Origin of the sequence: Actinomadura sp. KC216, from assembly GCF_004348535.1 — a bacterium.
In the GTDB taxonomy this organism is placed as follows: domain Bacteria; phylum Actinomycetota; class Actinomycetes; order Streptosporangiales; family Streptosporangiaceae; genus Spirillospora.
This window is the reverse complement of the sequence record NZ_SMJX01000011.1, coordinates 1-12,833: the sequence shown is the minus strand read 5'-3', so window position 1 is coordinate 12,833 and position 12,833 is coordinate 1. Positions and strand designations below refer to the sequence as shown.

At 60.2% G+C, this 12,833-nt stretch carries 29 protein-coding genes; 2 read left to right on the top strand and 27 right to left on the bottom strand.

All coding sequences use genetic code 11. The features are described from left to right. Positions 1–157 precede the first annotated feature (157 nt). From E1264_RS03420 to E1264_RS03320, 27 genes are all read right to left on the bottom strand, one after another. A complete protein-coding gene (locus E1264_RS03420; RefSeq protein ID WP_132169473.1) occupies positions 158–346 on the bottom strand; it encodes a hypothetical protein in 189 nt (62 codons plus the stop codon). Positions 347–535: 189 nt separating this feature from the next. Beyond that, on the bottom strand, positions 536–871 hold the full coding sequence (locus tag E1264_RS03415) for a hypothetical protein (RefSeq protein ID WP_132169471.1): 336 nt from the start codon (positions 869–871) through the stop codon (positions 536–538). A 118-nt stretch (positions 872–989) separates the two neighbouring features. Beyond that, a complete protein-coding gene (locus E1264_RS03410; protein ID WP_132169469.1) occupies positions 990–1,247 on the bottom strand; it encodes a hypothetical protein in 258 nt (85 codons plus the stop codon). Positions 1,248–1,465: 218 nt separating this feature from the next. Beyond that, a complete protein-coding gene (locus E1264_RS03405) occupies positions 1,466–1,774 on the bottom strand; it encodes a hypothetical protein (protein WP_132169467.1) in 309 nt (102 codons plus the stop codon). A 91-nt stretch (positions 1,775–1,865) separates the two neighbouring features. After that, positions 1,866–2,210 (bottom strand): hypothetical protein, encoded by a 345-nt coding sequence (locus tag E1264_RS03400; RefSeq protein ID WP_132169465.1) that lies wholly within the window; start codon positions 2,208–2,210, stop codon positions 1,866–1,868. Between the two features lie 61 nt (positions 2,211–2,271). Next, a complete protein-coding gene (locus E1264_RS43005) occupies positions 2,272–2,442 on the bottom strand; it encodes a hypothetical protein (RefSeq protein WP_165963963.1) in 171 nt (56 codons plus the stop codon). A 283-nt stretch (positions 2,443–2,725) separates the two neighbouring features. Beyond that, entirely contained in the window at positions 2,726–2,881 is a 156-nt protein-coding gene (locus E1264_RS43000) for a hypothetical protein (RefSeq protein ID WP_165963962.1), read from the bottom strand. Next, positions 2,881–3,234 carry a hypothetical protein gene (locus E1264_RS03395; protein WP_132169463.1) on the bottom strand — a complete coding sequence of 118 codons (354 nt, stop codon included), beginning with the start codon at positions 3,232–3,234 and terminating at the stop codon, positions 2,881–2,883. The genes E1264_RS43000 and E1264_RS03395 overlap by 1 nt, the downstream gene beginning before the upstream one ends. Positions 3,235–3,336: 102 nt before the next feature. Further along, positions 3,337–3,768 carry a hypothetical protein gene (locus tag E1264_RS03390; RefSeq protein ID WP_132169461.1) on the bottom strand — a complete coding sequence of 144 codons (432 nt, stop codon included), beginning with the start codon at positions 3,766–3,768 and terminating at the stop codon, positions 3,337–3,339. A gap of 92 nt (positions 3,769–3,860) precedes the next feature. After that, positions 3,861–4,199, bottom strand: coding sequence for a hypothetical protein (locus E1264_RS03385; protein WP_132169459.1), 339 nt, complete (start codon positions 4,197–4,199; stop codon positions 3,861–3,863). 1 nt (position 4,200) lies between these two features. Beyond that, positions 4,201–4,503: a hypothetical protein gene (locus E1264_RS03380; protein ID WP_132169457.1), complete on the bottom strand. Its 303-nt coding sequence runs from the start codon at positions 4,501–4,503 to the stop codon at positions 4,201–4,203. Between the two features lie 11 nt (positions 4,504–4,514). After that, a complete protein-coding gene (locus tag E1264_RS03375) occupies positions 4,515–4,754 on the bottom strand; it encodes a hypothetical protein (protein ID WP_132169455.1) in 240 nt (79 codons plus the stop codon). Beyond that, positions 4,754–4,927, bottom strand: coding sequence for a hypothetical protein (locus tag E1264_RS42995; RefSeq protein WP_165963961.1), 174 nt, complete (start codon positions 4,925–4,927; stop codon positions 4,754–4,756). The genes E1264_RS03375 and E1264_RS42995 overlap by 1 nt, the downstream gene beginning before the upstream one ends. Continuing rightward, positions 4,927–5,106 (bottom strand): hypothetical protein, encoded by a 180-nt coding sequence (locus E1264_RS03370; RefSeq protein ID WP_132169453.1) that lies wholly within the window; start codon positions 5,104–5,106, stop codon positions 4,927–4,929. Before E1264_RS03370 ends, E1264_RS42995 begins: the two co-directional genes overlap by 1 nt. A gap of 80 nt (positions 5,107–5,186) precedes the next feature. Next, positions 5,187–5,468, bottom strand: a complete 282-nt coding sequence (locus E1264_RS03365) for a hypothetical protein (RefSeq protein WP_132169451.1) — start codon at positions 5,466–5,468, stop codon at positions 5,187–5,189. A gap of 28 nt (positions 5,469–5,496) precedes the next feature. Beyond that, the gene (locus tag E1264_RS03360) at positions 5,497–5,769 is read right to left on the bottom strand and encodes a hypothetical protein (protein ID WP_132169449.1); all 273 of its coding nucleotides are present in this window, start codon (positions 5,767–5,769) and stop codon (positions 5,497–5,499) included. 32 nt (positions 5,770–5,801) lie between these two features. Next, positions 5,802–6,038, bottom strand: a complete 237-nt coding sequence (locus E1264_RS03355; RefSeq protein ID WP_132169447.1) for a hypothetical protein — start codon at positions 6,036–6,038, stop codon at positions 5,802–5,804. A gap of 11 nt (positions 6,039–6,049) precedes the next feature. Continuing rightward, positions 6,050–6,838: a hypothetical protein gene (locus tag E1264_RS03350; RefSeq protein ID WP_132169445.1), complete on the bottom strand. Its 789-nt coding sequence runs from the start codon at positions 6,836–6,838 to the stop codon at positions 6,050–6,052. A gap of 1 nt (position 6,839) precedes the next feature. Next, entirely contained in the window at positions 6,840–7,001 is a 162-nt protein-coding gene (locus E1264_RS42990) for a hypothetical protein (RefSeq protein ID WP_165963960.1), read from the bottom strand. A 219-nt stretch (positions 7,002–7,220) separates the two neighbouring features. After that, entirely contained in the window at positions 7,221–7,397 is a 177-nt protein-coding gene (locus tag E1264_RS42985) for a hypothetical protein (RefSeq protein ID WP_165963959.1), read from the bottom strand. A gap of 26 nt (positions 7,398–7,423) precedes the next feature. Beyond that, positions 7,424–7,672: a hypothetical protein gene (locus tag E1264_RS03345; RefSeq protein WP_132169443.1), complete on the bottom strand. Its 249-nt coding sequence runs from the start codon at positions 7,670–7,672 to the stop codon at positions 7,424–7,426. A 112-nt stretch (positions 7,673–7,784) separates the two neighbouring features. Further along, positions 7,785–7,979: a hypothetical protein gene (locus E1264_RS03340; protein WP_132169441.1), complete on the bottom strand. Its 195-nt coding sequence runs from the start codon at positions 7,977–7,979 to the stop codon at positions 7,785–7,787. A 149-nt stretch (positions 7,980–8,128) separates the two neighbouring features. Next, positions 8,129–8,284 (bottom strand): hypothetical protein, encoded by a 156-nt coding sequence (locus E1264_RS42980; protein WP_165963958.1) that lies wholly within the window; start codon positions 8,282–8,284, stop codon positions 8,129–8,131. Next, positions 8,284–8,511 (bottom strand): hypothetical protein, encoded by a 228-nt coding sequence (locus E1264_RS03335; RefSeq protein ID WP_132169439.1) that lies wholly within the window; start codon positions 8,509–8,511, stop codon positions 8,284–8,286. The genes E1264_RS42980 and E1264_RS03335 overlap by 1 nt, the downstream gene beginning before the upstream one ends. A 1,818-nt stretch (positions 8,512–10,329) precedes the next feature. Continuing rightward, positions 10,330–10,611 (bottom strand): hypothetical protein, encoded by a 282-nt coding sequence (locus tag E1264_RS03330; RefSeq protein ID WP_132169437.1) that lies wholly within the window; start codon positions 10,609–10,611, stop codon positions 10,330–10,332. 163 nt (positions 10,612–10,774) lie between these two features. After that, on the bottom strand, positions 10,775–10,957 hold the full coding sequence (locus E1264_RS03325) for a DUF397 domain-containing protein (RefSeq protein WP_132169435.1): 183 nt from the start codon (positions 10,955–10,957) through the stop codon (positions 10,775–10,777). Continuing rightward, positions 10,957–11,724 carry a helix-turn-helix transcriptional regulator gene (locus E1264_RS03320; RefSeq protein ID WP_165963957.1) on the bottom strand — a complete coding sequence of 256 codons (768 nt, stop codon included), beginning with the start codon at positions 11,722–11,724 and terminating at the stop codon, positions 10,957–10,959. The genes E1264_RS03325 and E1264_RS03320 overlap by 1 nt, the downstream gene beginning before the upstream one ends. A 134-nt stretch (positions 11,725–11,858) precedes the next feature. On the opposite strand from E1264_RS03320, the gene E1264_RS03315 reads away from it, so the two are divergent. Together E1264_RS03315 and E1264_RS03310 are read left to right on the top strand one after the other, a co-directional pair. Next, a complete protein-coding gene (locus E1264_RS03315) occupies positions 11,859–12,233 on the top strand; it encodes an ATP-binding protein (protein ID WP_165963956.1) in 375 nt (124 codons plus the stop codon). Between the two features lie 182 nt (positions 12,234–12,415). Further along, positions 12,416–12,616 carry a BldC family transcriptional regulator gene (locus tag E1264_RS03310; protein WP_132169429.1) on the top strand — a complete coding sequence of 67 codons (201 nt, stop codon included), beginning with the start codon at positions 12,416–12,418 and terminating at the stop codon, positions 12,614–12,616. Positions 12,617–12,833: the final 217 nt, after the last annotated feature.

Here is a 12,833-nt window from a genome sequence, read left to right as displayed (position 1 = left end):
CAGCGCTTCCAGAAGCGCGCTTCCCTGTAGGTGATGTTGTGGTTGGACCACTTCCAGTACCTCTTGCAGATGATGTGTCCGTTGTTGCCGATGGAGTTGAAGTACCGACACTGGACGCAGTCCAGGGGAAGAACCCGCCGCACGAACTGACCGAAGATCATGCGATCAGCCCTCGGTTCCTCGCCGCCTCTTCCTTGAGCCGGCGGACGTAGAAGCCCCCCATGAGTCCGGTCTCATCGATGGCGGCGTCGATGGCGTCACCGATGTCCTCGCCGTACACAACGGCGATCTCCTCTTCGGCCCCGTCTTTGACGATCCACCAGTTCGTAGGCTTATCACCCTTCATCGCGTTCTCCTCCCTTCCGCAGCCTCTCGCGGAGCAGCAGATAGATAGCCAGCAAATGGGCATTGCTCCCGATCAGCAGCAGCCCAAACCCCACCTCGACCTGAGTCATTGGCTCTCCTTTCGACTGTCCAGGCATGGAAATAGCGAGGCCCCCTTCCAAAGAAGGGGGCCTCGCCGTAACCAAACCCATCACACTCGTTTTATGTGGGTCCAGTTCCTTCTTCGCATCTCGTCAGTGGCGTCGTCCCAGGCCCCGAAAACGTCATCCCAGATATCCATGGCGTACGGAGCATCGAGGTTCACAGGTAGGGCCCGGTTCTTGCCTCGGTAAAGGATTTCTTCGAGCGCACACAGCTCCTCGTCGGTTAGCTCAGAAAACATATCCGGACTCTCGCTCCTGGGCGTCGAAGAACTCCTCCAGCCAGACGTGATCAAGGACTTCAACGTAAATCTCAGCGAGTTCCGCACTCGTATCGCTGTCCGGAACCCGTATAGCCGCACGGCGAAGTCTTCCTGCCAGCTCATACAGCTCATCGACGCTTAGTCCGCGAAACATGCTGTCTCCATTCACGCCAGGACCCCACGACCCCGACCGTCCAGAGGACGGCCAGGGTCGCGAAGAACCAATCCCATCCGGCGAACATCAGCGCTGAAGCAGGCCCCGGCTGGGGTCGGCCTGGTGAGCCTCCTCGACCTTGTCCAGAGCGGTCATCGCCAGCTCCGGGTCGGTGATGGCCATCTCACCGAAAGCGTGGATCAAACCCTCACACGTGAAGTCGCCAGTGAGCAGCCGCATCACGAGGGCGAACTTGGCTGCCACCTTCGATACGGCCTCAGCCTCCGTAGCGAAGCCGTTGTACGGGTTGTCGGTGAGCGGGTAAACGTCGTTCTCGAACAGCATTGTGTGCCTTTCCATGCCCTCGGGAGGGCATCGTCTTGGCAGCCCTGCGGAGCTGCCTTCCTGTTAGTTGTAATCAGCCGGGGACTGGTGTTCCCAGAAGTAGGGAATGTTGCGAACGTCCTCCGGATCATCGAGATCCGCTTCGAGGACCAAGCCGTCTCGTGTCACCCTGTGAGTGACGCTTTCGCCTTCCTCATTGGCGTATGTCTCGTAACTACTCATTCCTCTCCTTGGGCTTCCAAATTTGCGCGGGCATCCGCGATCAGCTCCTCCATGAGAGAGTCGATGTCCGGCAGGACGGAGCCGGGAGGGCCCCAGATGGCGGAAGAACCCACGGCCCACCAGCAGCCCTCAGGCAGCTTCTTGTCCACGACCGCGATCAGACCGTCCAATGCGTCCAGAGCACGCTTGTCCAGCTCCGAGCTGGGAGCACCCTGGTTGATCAGGTCCTGCACGAAGGTTGCGAAGATGCCTGTCCATATGAGGCGCTTGCTCTGGAACAGTTCAACGTTCTCGTCCTCACTCAACTCTCTCTCCTGTCTCGACAGTAGGGTTGTGATTTGATCGGACATGGAAAAGGCCACCTTGAAGAGGTGGCCCCTCCCAAATCGGATCAGATCAGCGGCGTTCGTCGTCGGCCAGGGCAACGGCCAGCGCCCACGCGCAGCCCTGGTCTTGCTGGTATTGCACCGTTCCCGCCCATTCGTACTGGTCGAGCGTGGTCTCAATGCCCATGTTCGGAAGAACGGACCCGATGTAGTCCTCGTCGATTCCATCGGGCACGGGGGTCCCGAGATTGGTGAACGCCTGCCCGAAAATGCACGCCCCGTACTGCTTCCCCGCCCGTTCCGTGGGGTTGTAGAAGCACGATCCGTGATAGGACTCGTATACGAAATCGGGATTCTCCGCCGCCAGTCGGCGAACCTCGTTCTCGATCTGCTTGAATGTCAGCGTCTCAGTCATCTGCTCTCCCTATCTGGGCATGAAAAAGGCCCGCCATCTAGCGGGCCTCGTGAACGTCTACTTAGGCAGCGGTGACGTAGTCGCGCGCACGCTTGGCGCGGGCGAGATCCTCTTTCAGGCCGGCAGAGTCGTATCCGTCTTTCTCAGCGGCTCGAATGAGCCGGTTCAGCTCCCGGATCTGACGCTGCATGGCGGTCGCGAGAGTCACCCACACCTCGGGGTCATCGATCACCGTCAGTCCCCTATCCTCTGGAGTGCTGTGAACATGGTGACGTCGATGTCGTTGGGTGTGGACCACTGCTGGTCCGGCTCATGGCGTAGTGAGGCAGTCATGGGGAATGTGGCCCAGACCCTCACCGCCCAATCGTCATCGTCTCGTCCTTCCCGGTAAACGAGCCAGACGCCGTATCTTTTGCGAAGCACGCTGTAGGGCTCGCCCTTGTAGACGAATCGAGACCACCCCCAGGGGAGGGTGGTCCACCTTCCAAGCGGATGCAGCTCCATCAGAACCTCCCTCAATTCACGATGTCGTGAGCCTCAGTCAGGAGGTCGCTTAGGTCGTCCTCCGAGCCGACGAGTTCCTCCCAGTCGTGATCGAGCGTTCGACGGACGTGGACAGACCATGTCCGGGAATGCCCGTCCCAATAGACCTCGATCAGCAGCTCCTTCATCAGAACCCCTCGCATCCCTTGTGCGTCGTCTTGGCCTTCTTGCCGCTCTTGGTGACGCAGTGGTCCGTGCCACCACACGGGCGCACCACAACCGGGAAGTCCTCCACCGGAGCGATGACCTCCTCCGCGATCTCCTCGAAGGGCACCAGGCCGACCGGCAGGTCCGGCCTCTTGGTGTGGTTGTCGGCTATCCCCCTTGCTACGGCCTCCAGCTCGGCCGTGTGCTGGCCCATCCACTTTCGGTTCTTCTTGTCGTAACGCCTGCGCTGCGGAGGCGTGAGCGGACCACCGTTGTTCTGAGCAAGATAGACCCGAGTGCGGCGACTGATGGTCATCGGCTTGGCAGCGGACATGTCATCTCCCTTTTGTTTGACGTGTCAGGCTTGAACGGTCCTAAGAAAGCCCCGGAGCACAGGCATGTGGCCTGTGCTCCAGAGTCATCCGAGGCCCATCAATCAGCGGCAGCACTCACATTCTTCGTTTCCGTCCTCGTAGCCGAGGTACCTCGAATGGAAACTGCCGTCCTCCAGGGCGTTTCGCATTTCCTGGATTTCGTCCAGGTCGTTGTCCCCGTTGAAGAGGACATCCGCCTCATCCCAGGTCAGGTCCAGAACCTGGCGGCCGTACGAGGGGTACGACACGCGGATGCCGTCCGGCAGGGTCACATCGTCGTAGTCGGTGAACTTCGTGCCCTTCGGCGCGTACATGACGGCGGCCCAACCCGCGATGCAGCACGCGGTTCCGCACTTCAGCTCGTCGTCAATCTGACCCTCCTCCCCGTGCTTCACCTCACCATTGAGGCCGGATGTCCATGTGCCCTGATCGTGCTTGATCTCCTCGGCCGTGATCAAGTCGATGATCTTGTCGAGTCGCCCGATGTTCGCCATTGCTGACTTCCTCTCCTTTTGATGAACCTGACTCCTAGACAGGCAACGGCACCCGTCCTCAAGGAGGACGGGTGCCAGAGTCCATCGGGGAATCAGCTCAGAGGGTGCAGGCGATCCGCATTCTTGACTGCTTCACCCCAGGGCTTGCCTCGGTCCTGTCCCTTCTGGGCGTACCACGCCCAGCTCTCCTCTTCAGGAGTCATCTCGATCGCCAGGATCCTGAGAACTGTGTCGATAGGCCTGGTGTCCAGGTGCATCGGAATCGGGTGCCCCAAGGCGATGAACGCCTGACCGAACAAGCAGCCGGGCTGCAAGTCATCGGGGTTGTAGCGGCACGAGATGTAGTCGCCACGGTCGTAAACGAAGTCTGGGTTCGCGCTCGCCAGTTCGCGCACCTTGCTCTCCAGGGCCGCAAAGGTTGGCTTGGTCATGTCAGTTCCTCCGCTTGTTGATTTCGGCAGTCCACGCCTCGGTGAGCTTCTCGTAACCCAGCATGTAGATTTCTGGGTCATTCCCCGGCTCGAAGAACCCGAGATTGGCGGCCTGTCCATCCGCCTCTGAGATCCCCAGCTCGTCCATGCCGAGGCTGTAGCTGTCGTACACCTGAGACAAAATGCAGTTCCACGGCGATTCCAGCCTCAGGATTCCGAGGTCGATCTCCTCGAACCAGTTGGGGTACTCCGCGTCGAGCAGATCCGCGCCAGCCTTGGCGCGCTCCTCGTAGGTGAGATCCATGTCAGTTCTCCTCATTTCACTGTGTCGATGTGGAAGATGAGCGCGTACCAGGAGTCGGTGATGTGCTTCGCATGGAAACGGTCGTACACTTCCGAAACGGTCGCGACCGTGGGCCAACCCGCTCCGGCGGAGACGGAACGGAGCAGCTCTATGGAGTCCTTAGCAGGAATCCAGATGGCGCGGTAGTCCGCGCCTCGAACGTCTTCCCATGCCCACACGTGCGAACCGTCAGACGTTGTCCAGTGCCGCATCAGTCCTCCGTAATCTCGAAGTGGCCGATGGTGTTGCCGTTGGTGTCCTGGATAGTGCCCTCGCGGGCTCCTGCGTCAACCTGGTCCCTTACCAGGTTGAAAATCCTCCAATATTCAAAGACAGGGGAGGATTTGAAGATTGCCGTGTCCGTCCTGAATTCCAGCTTGAACATCACACCCACCTCTTCATCTCGGCCCCGCTGATCACCCGGCCGCTCGGAAGGGTTACGGCCTCGATCTCGTTTCCGTATGACCACTTGCCTTTCATTTTTCGGAAGAAGGAGGCGTCTTCCGGGGTCACCTGGTAAGCGTGCAGGGGTTCCGGCTCCTCTTCCTCAACAGCCGTGTTCATGGCTCTCCTCTCAATCGGAACTTCGGGAAAACAAAAGGGCGCACATCCACCGATGTGCACCCGATGCCCTACCGACGTTCTCAGGCGGCTCGACGCTCTGTGATCAGCGCGTGCCAGGCGTCCGTCAGCGCGGGATACTCGTCGTACCCGATCGCCGAGAACCCGAGGTCCCGCCTATCCCAGACGTCGTCCAGCCCAAGCACGTAGTAGCCCGTGTTGTAGTCGTCGTAGAGCTGCGCCAGGACGCAGTAGTCCCCGTCCGCGACGTCGAGCGTCTCCAGGTCGATCTCATCGGCCCAACCCGGACGCTTCTCGTCCAGGAAAGCGGCTCCGTCCTTCACTCTCACTTCGATGTCCAGCATGTGTCCTCTCCTTTTCGATTAGCTCGCGTCAGGCCTGCTCAGACTGACGCTCCCGGATGAACTCCTTCCACTCCTTAGTCAGTTGGGGGTGATCGCCGTTCTCAGCGGCGAAACCGTGCTCGTGCACGGTCTCCCAACTGGTGTAGTAGCCCATCCACTCCCAGAAGTCGCCGAACACCTGGCCGACGACACAGTCCTTGGGATCGTTGATGCTCAGGAGGTCCAAGTCGATCTTCTTGACCCATTCCGGATCGACTCTGTCCAGGTATGCCGCGCCGCGCTTGATCTCCGTCTCAAACATGTGCTCTCCTCTTGCGTTGTCGGATGAAAGAACTAGAGAAGGCCCAGGATCTGGGCTGCTTTGGCCCTCAGCAGCAGAAGACCGACCTCGGCTTCAGCCTCGGTGTCGTAACCCTCGTCGCTGAGAAACCGGCTGTCCTCGTAATCCATGTAGTCGAAGTCCTGGACACAGATGATGCAGGGCTTGCCATCACGGTCCAGGTACAGCCGGTAGTGCGGTTTGGGGTTGTTCCTGTTGTCCCAGTCCTTAGCGGGGTCGTAGTTGAACACCTGTCACACCCTCAGAGAATGCTCATCTGGCCAGGGCACTGGCCCTCGAACTGCTTCACCATGTAGTCGGCCAGGACCTCGTAACCGAGGTCCGTCAGGTCGTAGAGGTAGTCGGGGAACTCGGGCCCCTGTGCTTCCAGCACACGCCGCGCCAGATCGATCTGGAATTCCTCATCACCGGTCCCCCGCATGAGGACGTCTCGGTGTCCCTCGGCCTCTGGGTAAATCTCGTGATCGCTGCACGTCTCCCAGAAGATTTCACCGGCCTTGTCCGTCCTGAGATCCAGATCGATCCCGAGACGCTTCTCGATGTCGGACGCGATGTCCGACTCCATGTATCCGTCCCACGCCCGCTCCGCGCGCTCGTCGAGCAGCTTGGAGTTGTCCTCTTCGTCGTACAACGGGTAGTCGTGCTTCAGGCTGACAAGGTTCTCGGCCAGGTCCATGGCGTGATCGGCGTTCTCACCCCATCCGAAGTAGACGTCCACCTGGAGGCCGTAGGGGCTGTGGCCCCAGTACCTCGTGGAGTCGATCACGATGTCCTTGTAGTCACGGGCCAGGGATCGCTGGTTCGACTCGGTGATGTCATCCCCGGAGTAGTCCGAACCCGACCACGGCCCGTCCAGCTCGAAGGCGATCTCGTCTACGCCTTCGCACCGGTAAGGGATCTCGGCGCCCTTCTCCAGGTCGATCACGCCGCTGTCCACCAGGAAGCGGAACGCAGGCGACATCTTGAACCAGAGGTCGTCATACGGGTACGGGAAGGTGTGGACGTAGTCCTTCACCAGAGAAACGACCATCTCAGGCCACCCGGTTCTTGCGCCGACGTTCGGCCGGCGTCTGCGCGTTCCGCGTCTCGGCCTGCTGACGCTTTAGCTTCTTCAGGGCACGCATGATGCCCTTGTTGCCGTTGACCTTCCTGGCGCCCGGCATGTAGGCGCCGTTCCATCGGTAGTCGCTCATCTCATCTCCTCAGTAGAAACGATTCGTAAGAATGCAAAGAGGCACCTGGGTATCACCAGGTGCCTCGATGAGATCCGACGACTCGTCAGAGCCCTTCCGTGGCCTCCCACTCCATCTCGTCCAACTCCTCGGGAGTTGGGCAGTAGTCGTCCTCCGGGTAGTCACACTCGTCCCGTTGGACGGTCCAGTTTTCATCGATGTAGACGTGGCACATGATCGCTACGCGGCGTCCACCCGCTCGGCGGCCTCACGCAGCATCTTGCGCACAGCGAGCTTTCCCTCTCGCTTCAGCCGACGACGTTCCTTGTTCTGCTCCCGCGTCCCCTTCGCGCGGTAGCGCTCGCACTTCACCTTGTTCCGCCCGATCTTCTTACCCTTGGCGCCCTGCTTGGCCATATGTCATCCCTCCATCTGGTGTGTTGTCAGGAAGTGCGCTGGTAGTACTCCGTGACGGACAGTCCGCGCATCTCCGCGATTTCGCGGACGACTTCCCTCCGGGTAATGACCCGGTTGGGGTGGACGGTAAAGGTCACCTGAAGGATCTCGTTGTCGCCGTAGATCACGCTCAGTTCTTCCGCGGCTTCCTTCATGGTGTCGAAGACTCGACCTGTTGACCCGACTTCCACGCCCTCGCCAGGCTCGACGTAAATGACCTCGTACCCGTACTTCACTTGCCCTCCTGTCACGTTGAATGGCTTAAACGGCCATGGCTCGTTTGGGTAATCCCGCACGTCATCCATGACCAGACGAGTCATTCAGTGGACACAAGCCAACGGCTCGTCATTACCGGGCGAGCGGCTTGAAGAAGATCGCGTAGTCCGTGAACCGCCTTCCGGCAGCGTTCACGACACCCACTTCGGTGCCGTATGCCGTGGTGTGAGGCCGCTCGGTGATACGGAATACCCCGTCCTGCGGGTAATCGACGTCCTCCACCAGGGAGCCGACCGGCATGTTGAACTTCTGGTCCACGATCACCATGGAAATCCTCCTGAAGGTTTTCCGGACCGATGACAGGCACTCATCGGGCACGCAATGTCAGCGTGCGACGTACGGCAATGGGCGTACGTTTCGGCCTAGTCGAGATGACAGGCACGAGACCTCATCACTAATGGTCTGCTAACGACCTGCTAAAACTGGCCAAAAAAAGTGGCCGAATGCGTCGCGCCGTGACGTGCGACAAGCGTCTTGTTCTCCCGTAGAGCCTTCTCCAGTTCCTCCACTGGGATGCCGCGCCTAGCGGCGGCCTCGATCAGCTTGTCGCGGTTCAGCTTGCCGAGGTTCATCAGTAGCCCCTTTTCGCGAGGGCACGGAAGATGCACACCTGTGCATCGTTGTCCGTCTCGAAGTTGGCCCCCAGAATGGCGATCGAACCCGCCCCATCGGGGATGGCGGCGGCCCACGTGTCGAACTTGGTTCGACCAGTCCGGCCACAGAACTCCCCGTTGCCGGTCAGGATGTCCGTCCCCCCGAAGTCGTTCGGGAAGTAGCCGGGACTGAACGCGAGGTCCATTAACCCTCCCAAAGGAAAAAGGCCGACCCAAAAGGGTCGGCCTTTATCGGACAGTACTAGCTGGCTTCACGCATCATTCGGGCGTAAACGTCCGGGTGACGTTCGCGAAGCGTCGCCATACGCTTTTCGTGCGCTGCGGCATTCTTCGGACTCGACATCCGCGCGGGCGGGTAGCCCTTTGGCGCGGAACTCTGCTTACGGGGAGACTTACGAGCAGCCGTGAACGGCTTAGTCTCGCCCACTCCCGTACGCGTACCCTTACCGCTGGACAGGTGGAGCATCCTGCGGCCCAGACCGTTATTCCGGTAGTGGTGACGGTCAGTAGGTTCCGCTTGGGAGAAGTCTTTTTTGGCGTCGAAGTCCGGACGCTGCATCTGACGTTGGTACATGATCCATCCTTTGGTCAGAGGACTTTCCGAGCGTCTGAGTTGAAGGCTTTACGCCGGGTACGACTGCCTAGTTACCGCCGGACCTACCGCCTTTCGGCGGTGGTTTCCCACGGTAAGCGCGTGTTCACCCGCTACCTTTGGGCTGGCGACCTACCGGCCATAGTCCGCGAAGCCATCTAGTTCACCCGCGATTTTTCTCACGAGGCTTCAAGCGCCACTTTCGCGCCCGGCACGTTTCCCAACGTTCCGTTCGAGCCTGCCCGTAAGTGTCTACGGCTGACTATGGGCATCTTCGCGAACCTCGGTTTGGTCCCTGCCCTCCCGGTCGTCGTTGCCGGGTTTCGTTCCTCCGTCTGCTTCCCGGGCCCCGTGGTGGCGGTCCGTGTTGCTGACAACCGAAAAGCTAGCAAACACACGACGTGCTAACACCCTGTTTTAACAGGTTGTGCGTTCTTCTGACCTGCGGCTTTAGGTCGTTTCCGCAGGTCACAATAGGTAAGAGCAAGATATTTTAGAGGACTTGCGTTTCTCCAGGTCAGGGCTCAGAAACTCACTGAAAAGAGTTCTGAAACTACGCTCCGTGGAGCGGGGAGCGTGTCCCGGCCCGCCCGGATGAAAGAACCAACGCACGCGCGAGCCTCCCTCTCGCGCGCGTACGCGCGAGGGAAGCTCACTTGACGCTCACTTGGCAGGGTTTGGGTGCTGGCAGCGTTTCGTTACCGAACCGAGATACCGAGCCAGGGAGCATCGGCCCCCGTGAGGGGTCGATTACCGAGTGTAGGAATAGTGCCCCTAACCAGGCAGGCAGCGAATAGGGCCAGGGCCATAGTGGGACTAGGGAATGGGGGTTCAAGCGCTCACGGGCCCTCTGAGAGCCGTTTAGAGGGTGTTGGCACAATGGCGAGGTGTGTGTTAATCGCGTACGCGCGTGGTTTATTCATCCGCGCGTGCGCACATGTGCGCATATGCGCGTGAGGTATGCACTCAATGTGGCTACACACTGTTGATGATGTGAGTGACACACTCACATGGTGTTAGCGCAGATCACAGTGCACGGCGTGCACTGAATGTGATTGAGTGATGACTGTCACATACAGTGAGGGTGATCACGCGTGGGAGTGTGTTGCCGCAGGTCAGCCTACCCCTGGGGGGGTACCTTCATTCGTCCGGGGGTGCGGGAGAGACTCGTCTCCCCTCTCCGGAAATGTACGAAAATAGAAAGTGCGAAACGTAGTCGTTTCGTCACCAAAATTCCTTATCCCACCTCGGAAAACTTCCAAGATCACGAAATGGTAAAACCGGGACTCCCCGCGGAGTCCCATATGCCTCTAAATGGCGCTCATTCGGCTCCTAAGAGCCTCAGGGCTAATCCGGGTGGAGAGGGAACGAGTCCGGGCCGAGACTCGTTCAGAGGCCATTTCAGCCATTCCTAATTCGACTTGGCCTTCAAGCCTTCTTCGCAGGCTTTCACGAACTCAGCTTGTCCGGCCGGGAACTCGATCCCCTGGTCCTTGGCCCCGAACGACACGAAAGTGGCACAGGACTCGCCTCCGGTCGTGACCGAACCGTCCGCGAACATGTCTCGGACCTCCTTGAAGGTCCGCTCTTTCCCGTTGGATGGGTCCTTCATGACGATCTGGTCGTCCTGAGACGCCCCACAGGCCGTCGCAACGGCCAAAACTGCCCCGAAAAGGAGGATTCTGCCCTTCATGAGCCCAGAATAGCCAAAAAACCTCCCCCGGAGGGGAGGTTCTTGGGGTGAGGCCGTGGATTGGGTCGAGCTAGGTGAACCAAAGTCCAAACTGCTAGGCCGCAACGGTGACGGCCTCACACAGAGAAGCCTAGGACCGGCCCTGGAGGCCGGTCAAGCGGTTCTACAGGTCCAACTCGCCGGCCTTGATCCGGCTGAGGAGGCCCGACAGGGCCTCGCGGCCGACAGTGAGGTGGGGGGTGTCCGGGTTCTTGCTGTCTCGGATGCCTACAGAGCTGTCCAGCTCGGCCAGCTCGACACACTCTCCACGCGAATCGCTGCGCGAAGACTTCCTCCAGTGGATCACTACAATGCCTCCAGTTTCTCAGTCAGCAGCCGTCGCGACTCAGTCCGGCTCAAGGCGTCGGCTCCGATCATGTCGAACTCAACCCGGTATCGGTCCAGCGCTGCCGGGTCCGTCACCAGCCGACCCCCGGACCGAGCGTCCGTCCAGGCCACGTCCTTGCCGTCCATGGTGAAAATGGTTATGGGGCCGTCCATACCAGGGTACTCACCGTAGGCCAATGGGATGATGCGCAGGACGGTATCGGGCTGCTCCGAGGCATTCAGTAGATGGGAGAGCTGGCGTGCCCAGACGGCCGGACCACCAACCGGCCGAAGCAGCACCGCCTCATCCAGCAGCACCCAGAGCCTCACGCCAGGGCGCTTCAGGACCTCCTGTCGCGCCAGACGCGCCGCCACCGCTGCATCGACATCCGCTCGTCCACCTGCCACAAAGACTGCACGCGCGTACTCCTCGCTTTGGAGCAACCCAGGGATGAGGGTTGCGTGGAACGTCTTGATTGCGGTCGCGTTCTGCTCGTACGTCCGCCTTTCCCGGTTCCAGTCAGGGTGATACGTCGATTGGGCGTAGTCCACCATCTGGGCGAAGCGGCCCCCCGTGTCCCACGCGGTGTCGAGCTTGGCGGCCTGATCTGCGGCGAGGTGCCGCCTCCCCGCCTCGATGTGCGTGATGTTCGACCGGTCAGTGTTCAGCAGGCGTCCGACCTGCGCCGTTGACCAGTTCTGCTTCTCTCGCTCATGTCGGAGCTGGATCGCGATCCAGTCCCACATGTTGGAGCTTGGGTCTAGGTCACGTGCCACAGTTCTCCGGGCCCTCCTCAAAGAAGTGCTGTCAACGCTGTCGGACAGCATCGCACGTGTGTCAAGGCGCTGCCAGACTCACGGACAGCAGGAGGGAGGCCGAAGTGATCGAACTCGACGCGGATCTAGTCAACGTCAAAGCCGCTCGTGATCACGTGGCGAAGATCGCCGAGAGCCAGGGCTGGCCACTCGACGTACACCTGGTAAAGCTAGTCGCCTCCGAGCTGGCGACCAACGCGATTCGGCACGGCGAGACCACTTCGTTCTGGGTAGACGCCTACTTCGAGGACGGCGTCTACGGCATAGAGGTCTGGGACGCCTCCCCTATCCCGCCCGAGAAGCGCGACCCTCAGCAAATCGGCATGTTCGACGAATCCGGCCGGGGTCTCCTGACTGTGGACAAGATCGTCAACTGCTGGGGAACCAAGTACACCGCTCCTAAGGGAAAGATCGTCTTCGTGGAGTGGTGGGCGGCATGAACTCCTCCGGGCGTGCTGTGCACGCCCCTTGGACTGGGGCAAACCCCAGTGCTGGCACGTCCGGAGGCTCCAACCCTTCGCAGGAGAGGTAGGTGGTTTATCGATCGGATCGCAGCGAGATCATTAGCGGCTGGGACCCCGCCGGGACGGCGGGGTCCCTTCGCATGTACGACAGGAGACCCATGCCGAAATACACGCCAACGATCGAGCCCCTGCTGACTCCAGCCGAGGTGGCAGCGTTGTTCCGCGTTGACCCCAAGACGGTGGCGCGGTGGGCGAAGGCGGGAAAGATCAACTCCATCCGGACGGCCGGTGGCCACCGCCGGTACCGCGAGTCCGAGGTGCTCGCCTTCCTCCACGGAGAGCCAGAGACGTCGGAGTAGCGCATGAACCCCCGGAGACATCCGGGGGTTCACCCTCGTTCGGAGGAAAGAAGTAAGCTCTGAGCAGGGCAGAGTCCGTGACACAGTTGGTGTCACAGTCCTGTCACAATCGAGTCCGTCGTCGCTGGTCAAATCTGGACATGTCACACTCTCCGCTCGGGTGTTTTGGCAGGTCAAGGAGGGTATAGGCGTGGAGCGTCTTGTGTGGGTGGATTGC

What these genes read in the sequence shown, in the direction of transcription:
- E1264_RS03370 (WP_132169453.1), bottom strand. Translation starts at nt 5,106, where the DNA reads ATGAACACGGCTGTTGAGGAAGAGGAGCCGGAACCCCTGCACGCTTAC.
- E1264_RS42990 (WP_165963960.1), bottom strand. Translation starts at nt 7,001, where the DNA reads ATGAGCGACTACCGATGGAACGGCGCCTACATGCCGGGCGCCAGGAAG.
- E1264_RS03310 (WP_132169429.1), top strand. Translation starts at nt 12,416, where the DNA reads ATGCCGAAATACACGCCAACGATCGAGCCCCTGCTGACTCCAGCCGAG.
- E1264_RS42980 (WP_165963958.1), bottom strand. Translation starts at nt 8,284, where the DNA reads ATGAACCTCGGCAAGCTGAACCGCGACAAGCTGATCGAGGCCGCCGCT.
- E1264_RS03380 (WP_132169457.1), bottom strand. Translation starts at nt 4,503, where the DNA reads ATGGATCTCACCTACGAGGAGCGCGCCAAGGCTGGCGCGGATCTGCTC.
- E1264_RS03395 (WP_132169463.1), bottom strand. Translation starts at nt 3,234, where the DNA reads ATGTCCGCTGCCAAGCCGATGACCATCAGTCGCCGCACTCGGGTCTAT.
- E1264_RS03385 (WP_132169459.1), bottom strand. Translation starts at nt 4,199, where the DNA reads ATGACCAAGCCAACCTTTGCGGCCCTGGAGAGCAAGGTGCGCGAACTG.
- E1264_RS03335 (WP_132169439.1), bottom strand. Translation starts at nt 8,511, where the DNA reads ATGGACCTCGCGTTCAGTCCCGGCTACTTCCCGAACGACTTCGGGGGG.
- E1264_RS03375 (WP_132169455.1), bottom strand. Translation starts at nt 4,754, where the DNA reads ATGCGGCACTGGACAACGTCTGACGGTTCGCACGTGTGGGCATGGGAA.
- E1264_RS03415 (WP_132169471.1), bottom strand. Translation starts at nt 871, where the DNA reads ATGAGCTGGCAGGAAGACTTCGCCGTGCGGCTATACGGGTTCCGGACA.
- E1264_RS03390 (WP_132169461.1), bottom strand. Translation starts at nt 3,768, where the DNA reads ATGGCGAACATCGGGCGACTCGACAAGATCATCGACTTGATCACGGCC.
- E1264_RS43000 (WP_165963962.1), bottom strand. Translation starts at nt 2,881, where the DNA reads ATGAAGGAGCTGCTGATCGAGGTCTATTGGGACGGGCATTCCCGGACA.
- E1264_RS03420 (WP_132169473.1), bottom strand. Translation starts at nt 346, where the DNA reads ATGAAGGGTGATAAGCCTACGAACTGGTGGATCGTCAAAGACGGGGCC.
- E1264_RS03400 (WP_132169465.1), bottom strand. Translation starts at nt 2,210, where the DNA reads ATGACTGAGACGCTGACATTCAAGCAGATCGAGAACGAGGTTCGCCGA.
- E1264_RS42985 (WP_165963959.1), bottom strand. Translation starts at nt 7,397, where the DNA reads ATGGCCAAGCAGGGCGCCAAGGGTAAGAAGATCGGGCGGAACAAGGTG.
- E1264_RS03350 (WP_132169445.1), bottom strand. Translation starts at nt 6,838, where the DNA reads ATGGTCGTTTCTCTGGTGAAGGACTACGTCCACACCTTCCCGTACCCG.
- E1264_RS42995 (WP_165963961.1), bottom strand. Translation starts at nt 4,927, where the DNA reads ATGTTCAAGCTGGAATTCAGGACGGACACGGCAATCTTCAAATCCTCC.
- E1264_RS03365 (WP_132169451.1), bottom strand. Translation starts at nt 5,468, where the DNA reads ATGCTGGACATCGAAGTGAGAGTGAAGGACGGAGCCGCTTTCCTGGAC.
- E1264_RS03410 (WP_132169469.1), bottom strand. Translation starts at nt 1,247, where the DNA reads ATGCTGTTCGAGAACGACGTTTACCCGCTCACCGACAACCCGTACAAC.
- E1264_RS03360 (WP_132169449.1), bottom strand. Translation starts at nt 5,769, where the DNA reads ATGTTTGAGACGGAGATCAAGCGCGGCGCGGCATACCTGGACAGAGTC.
- E1264_RS03320 (WP_165963957.1), bottom strand. Translation starts at nt 11,724, where the DNA reads ATGTGGGACTGGATCGCGATCCAGCTCCGACATGAGCGAGAGAAGCAG.
- E1264_RS03330 (WP_132169437.1), bottom strand. Translation starts at nt 10,611, where the DNA reads ATGAAGGGCAGAATCCTCCTTTTCGGGGCAGTTTTGGCCGTTGCGACG.
- E1264_RS03340 (WP_132169441.1), bottom strand. Translation starts at nt 7,979, where the DNA reads ATGGTGATCGTGGACCAGAAGTTCAACATGCCGGTCGGCTCCCTGGTG.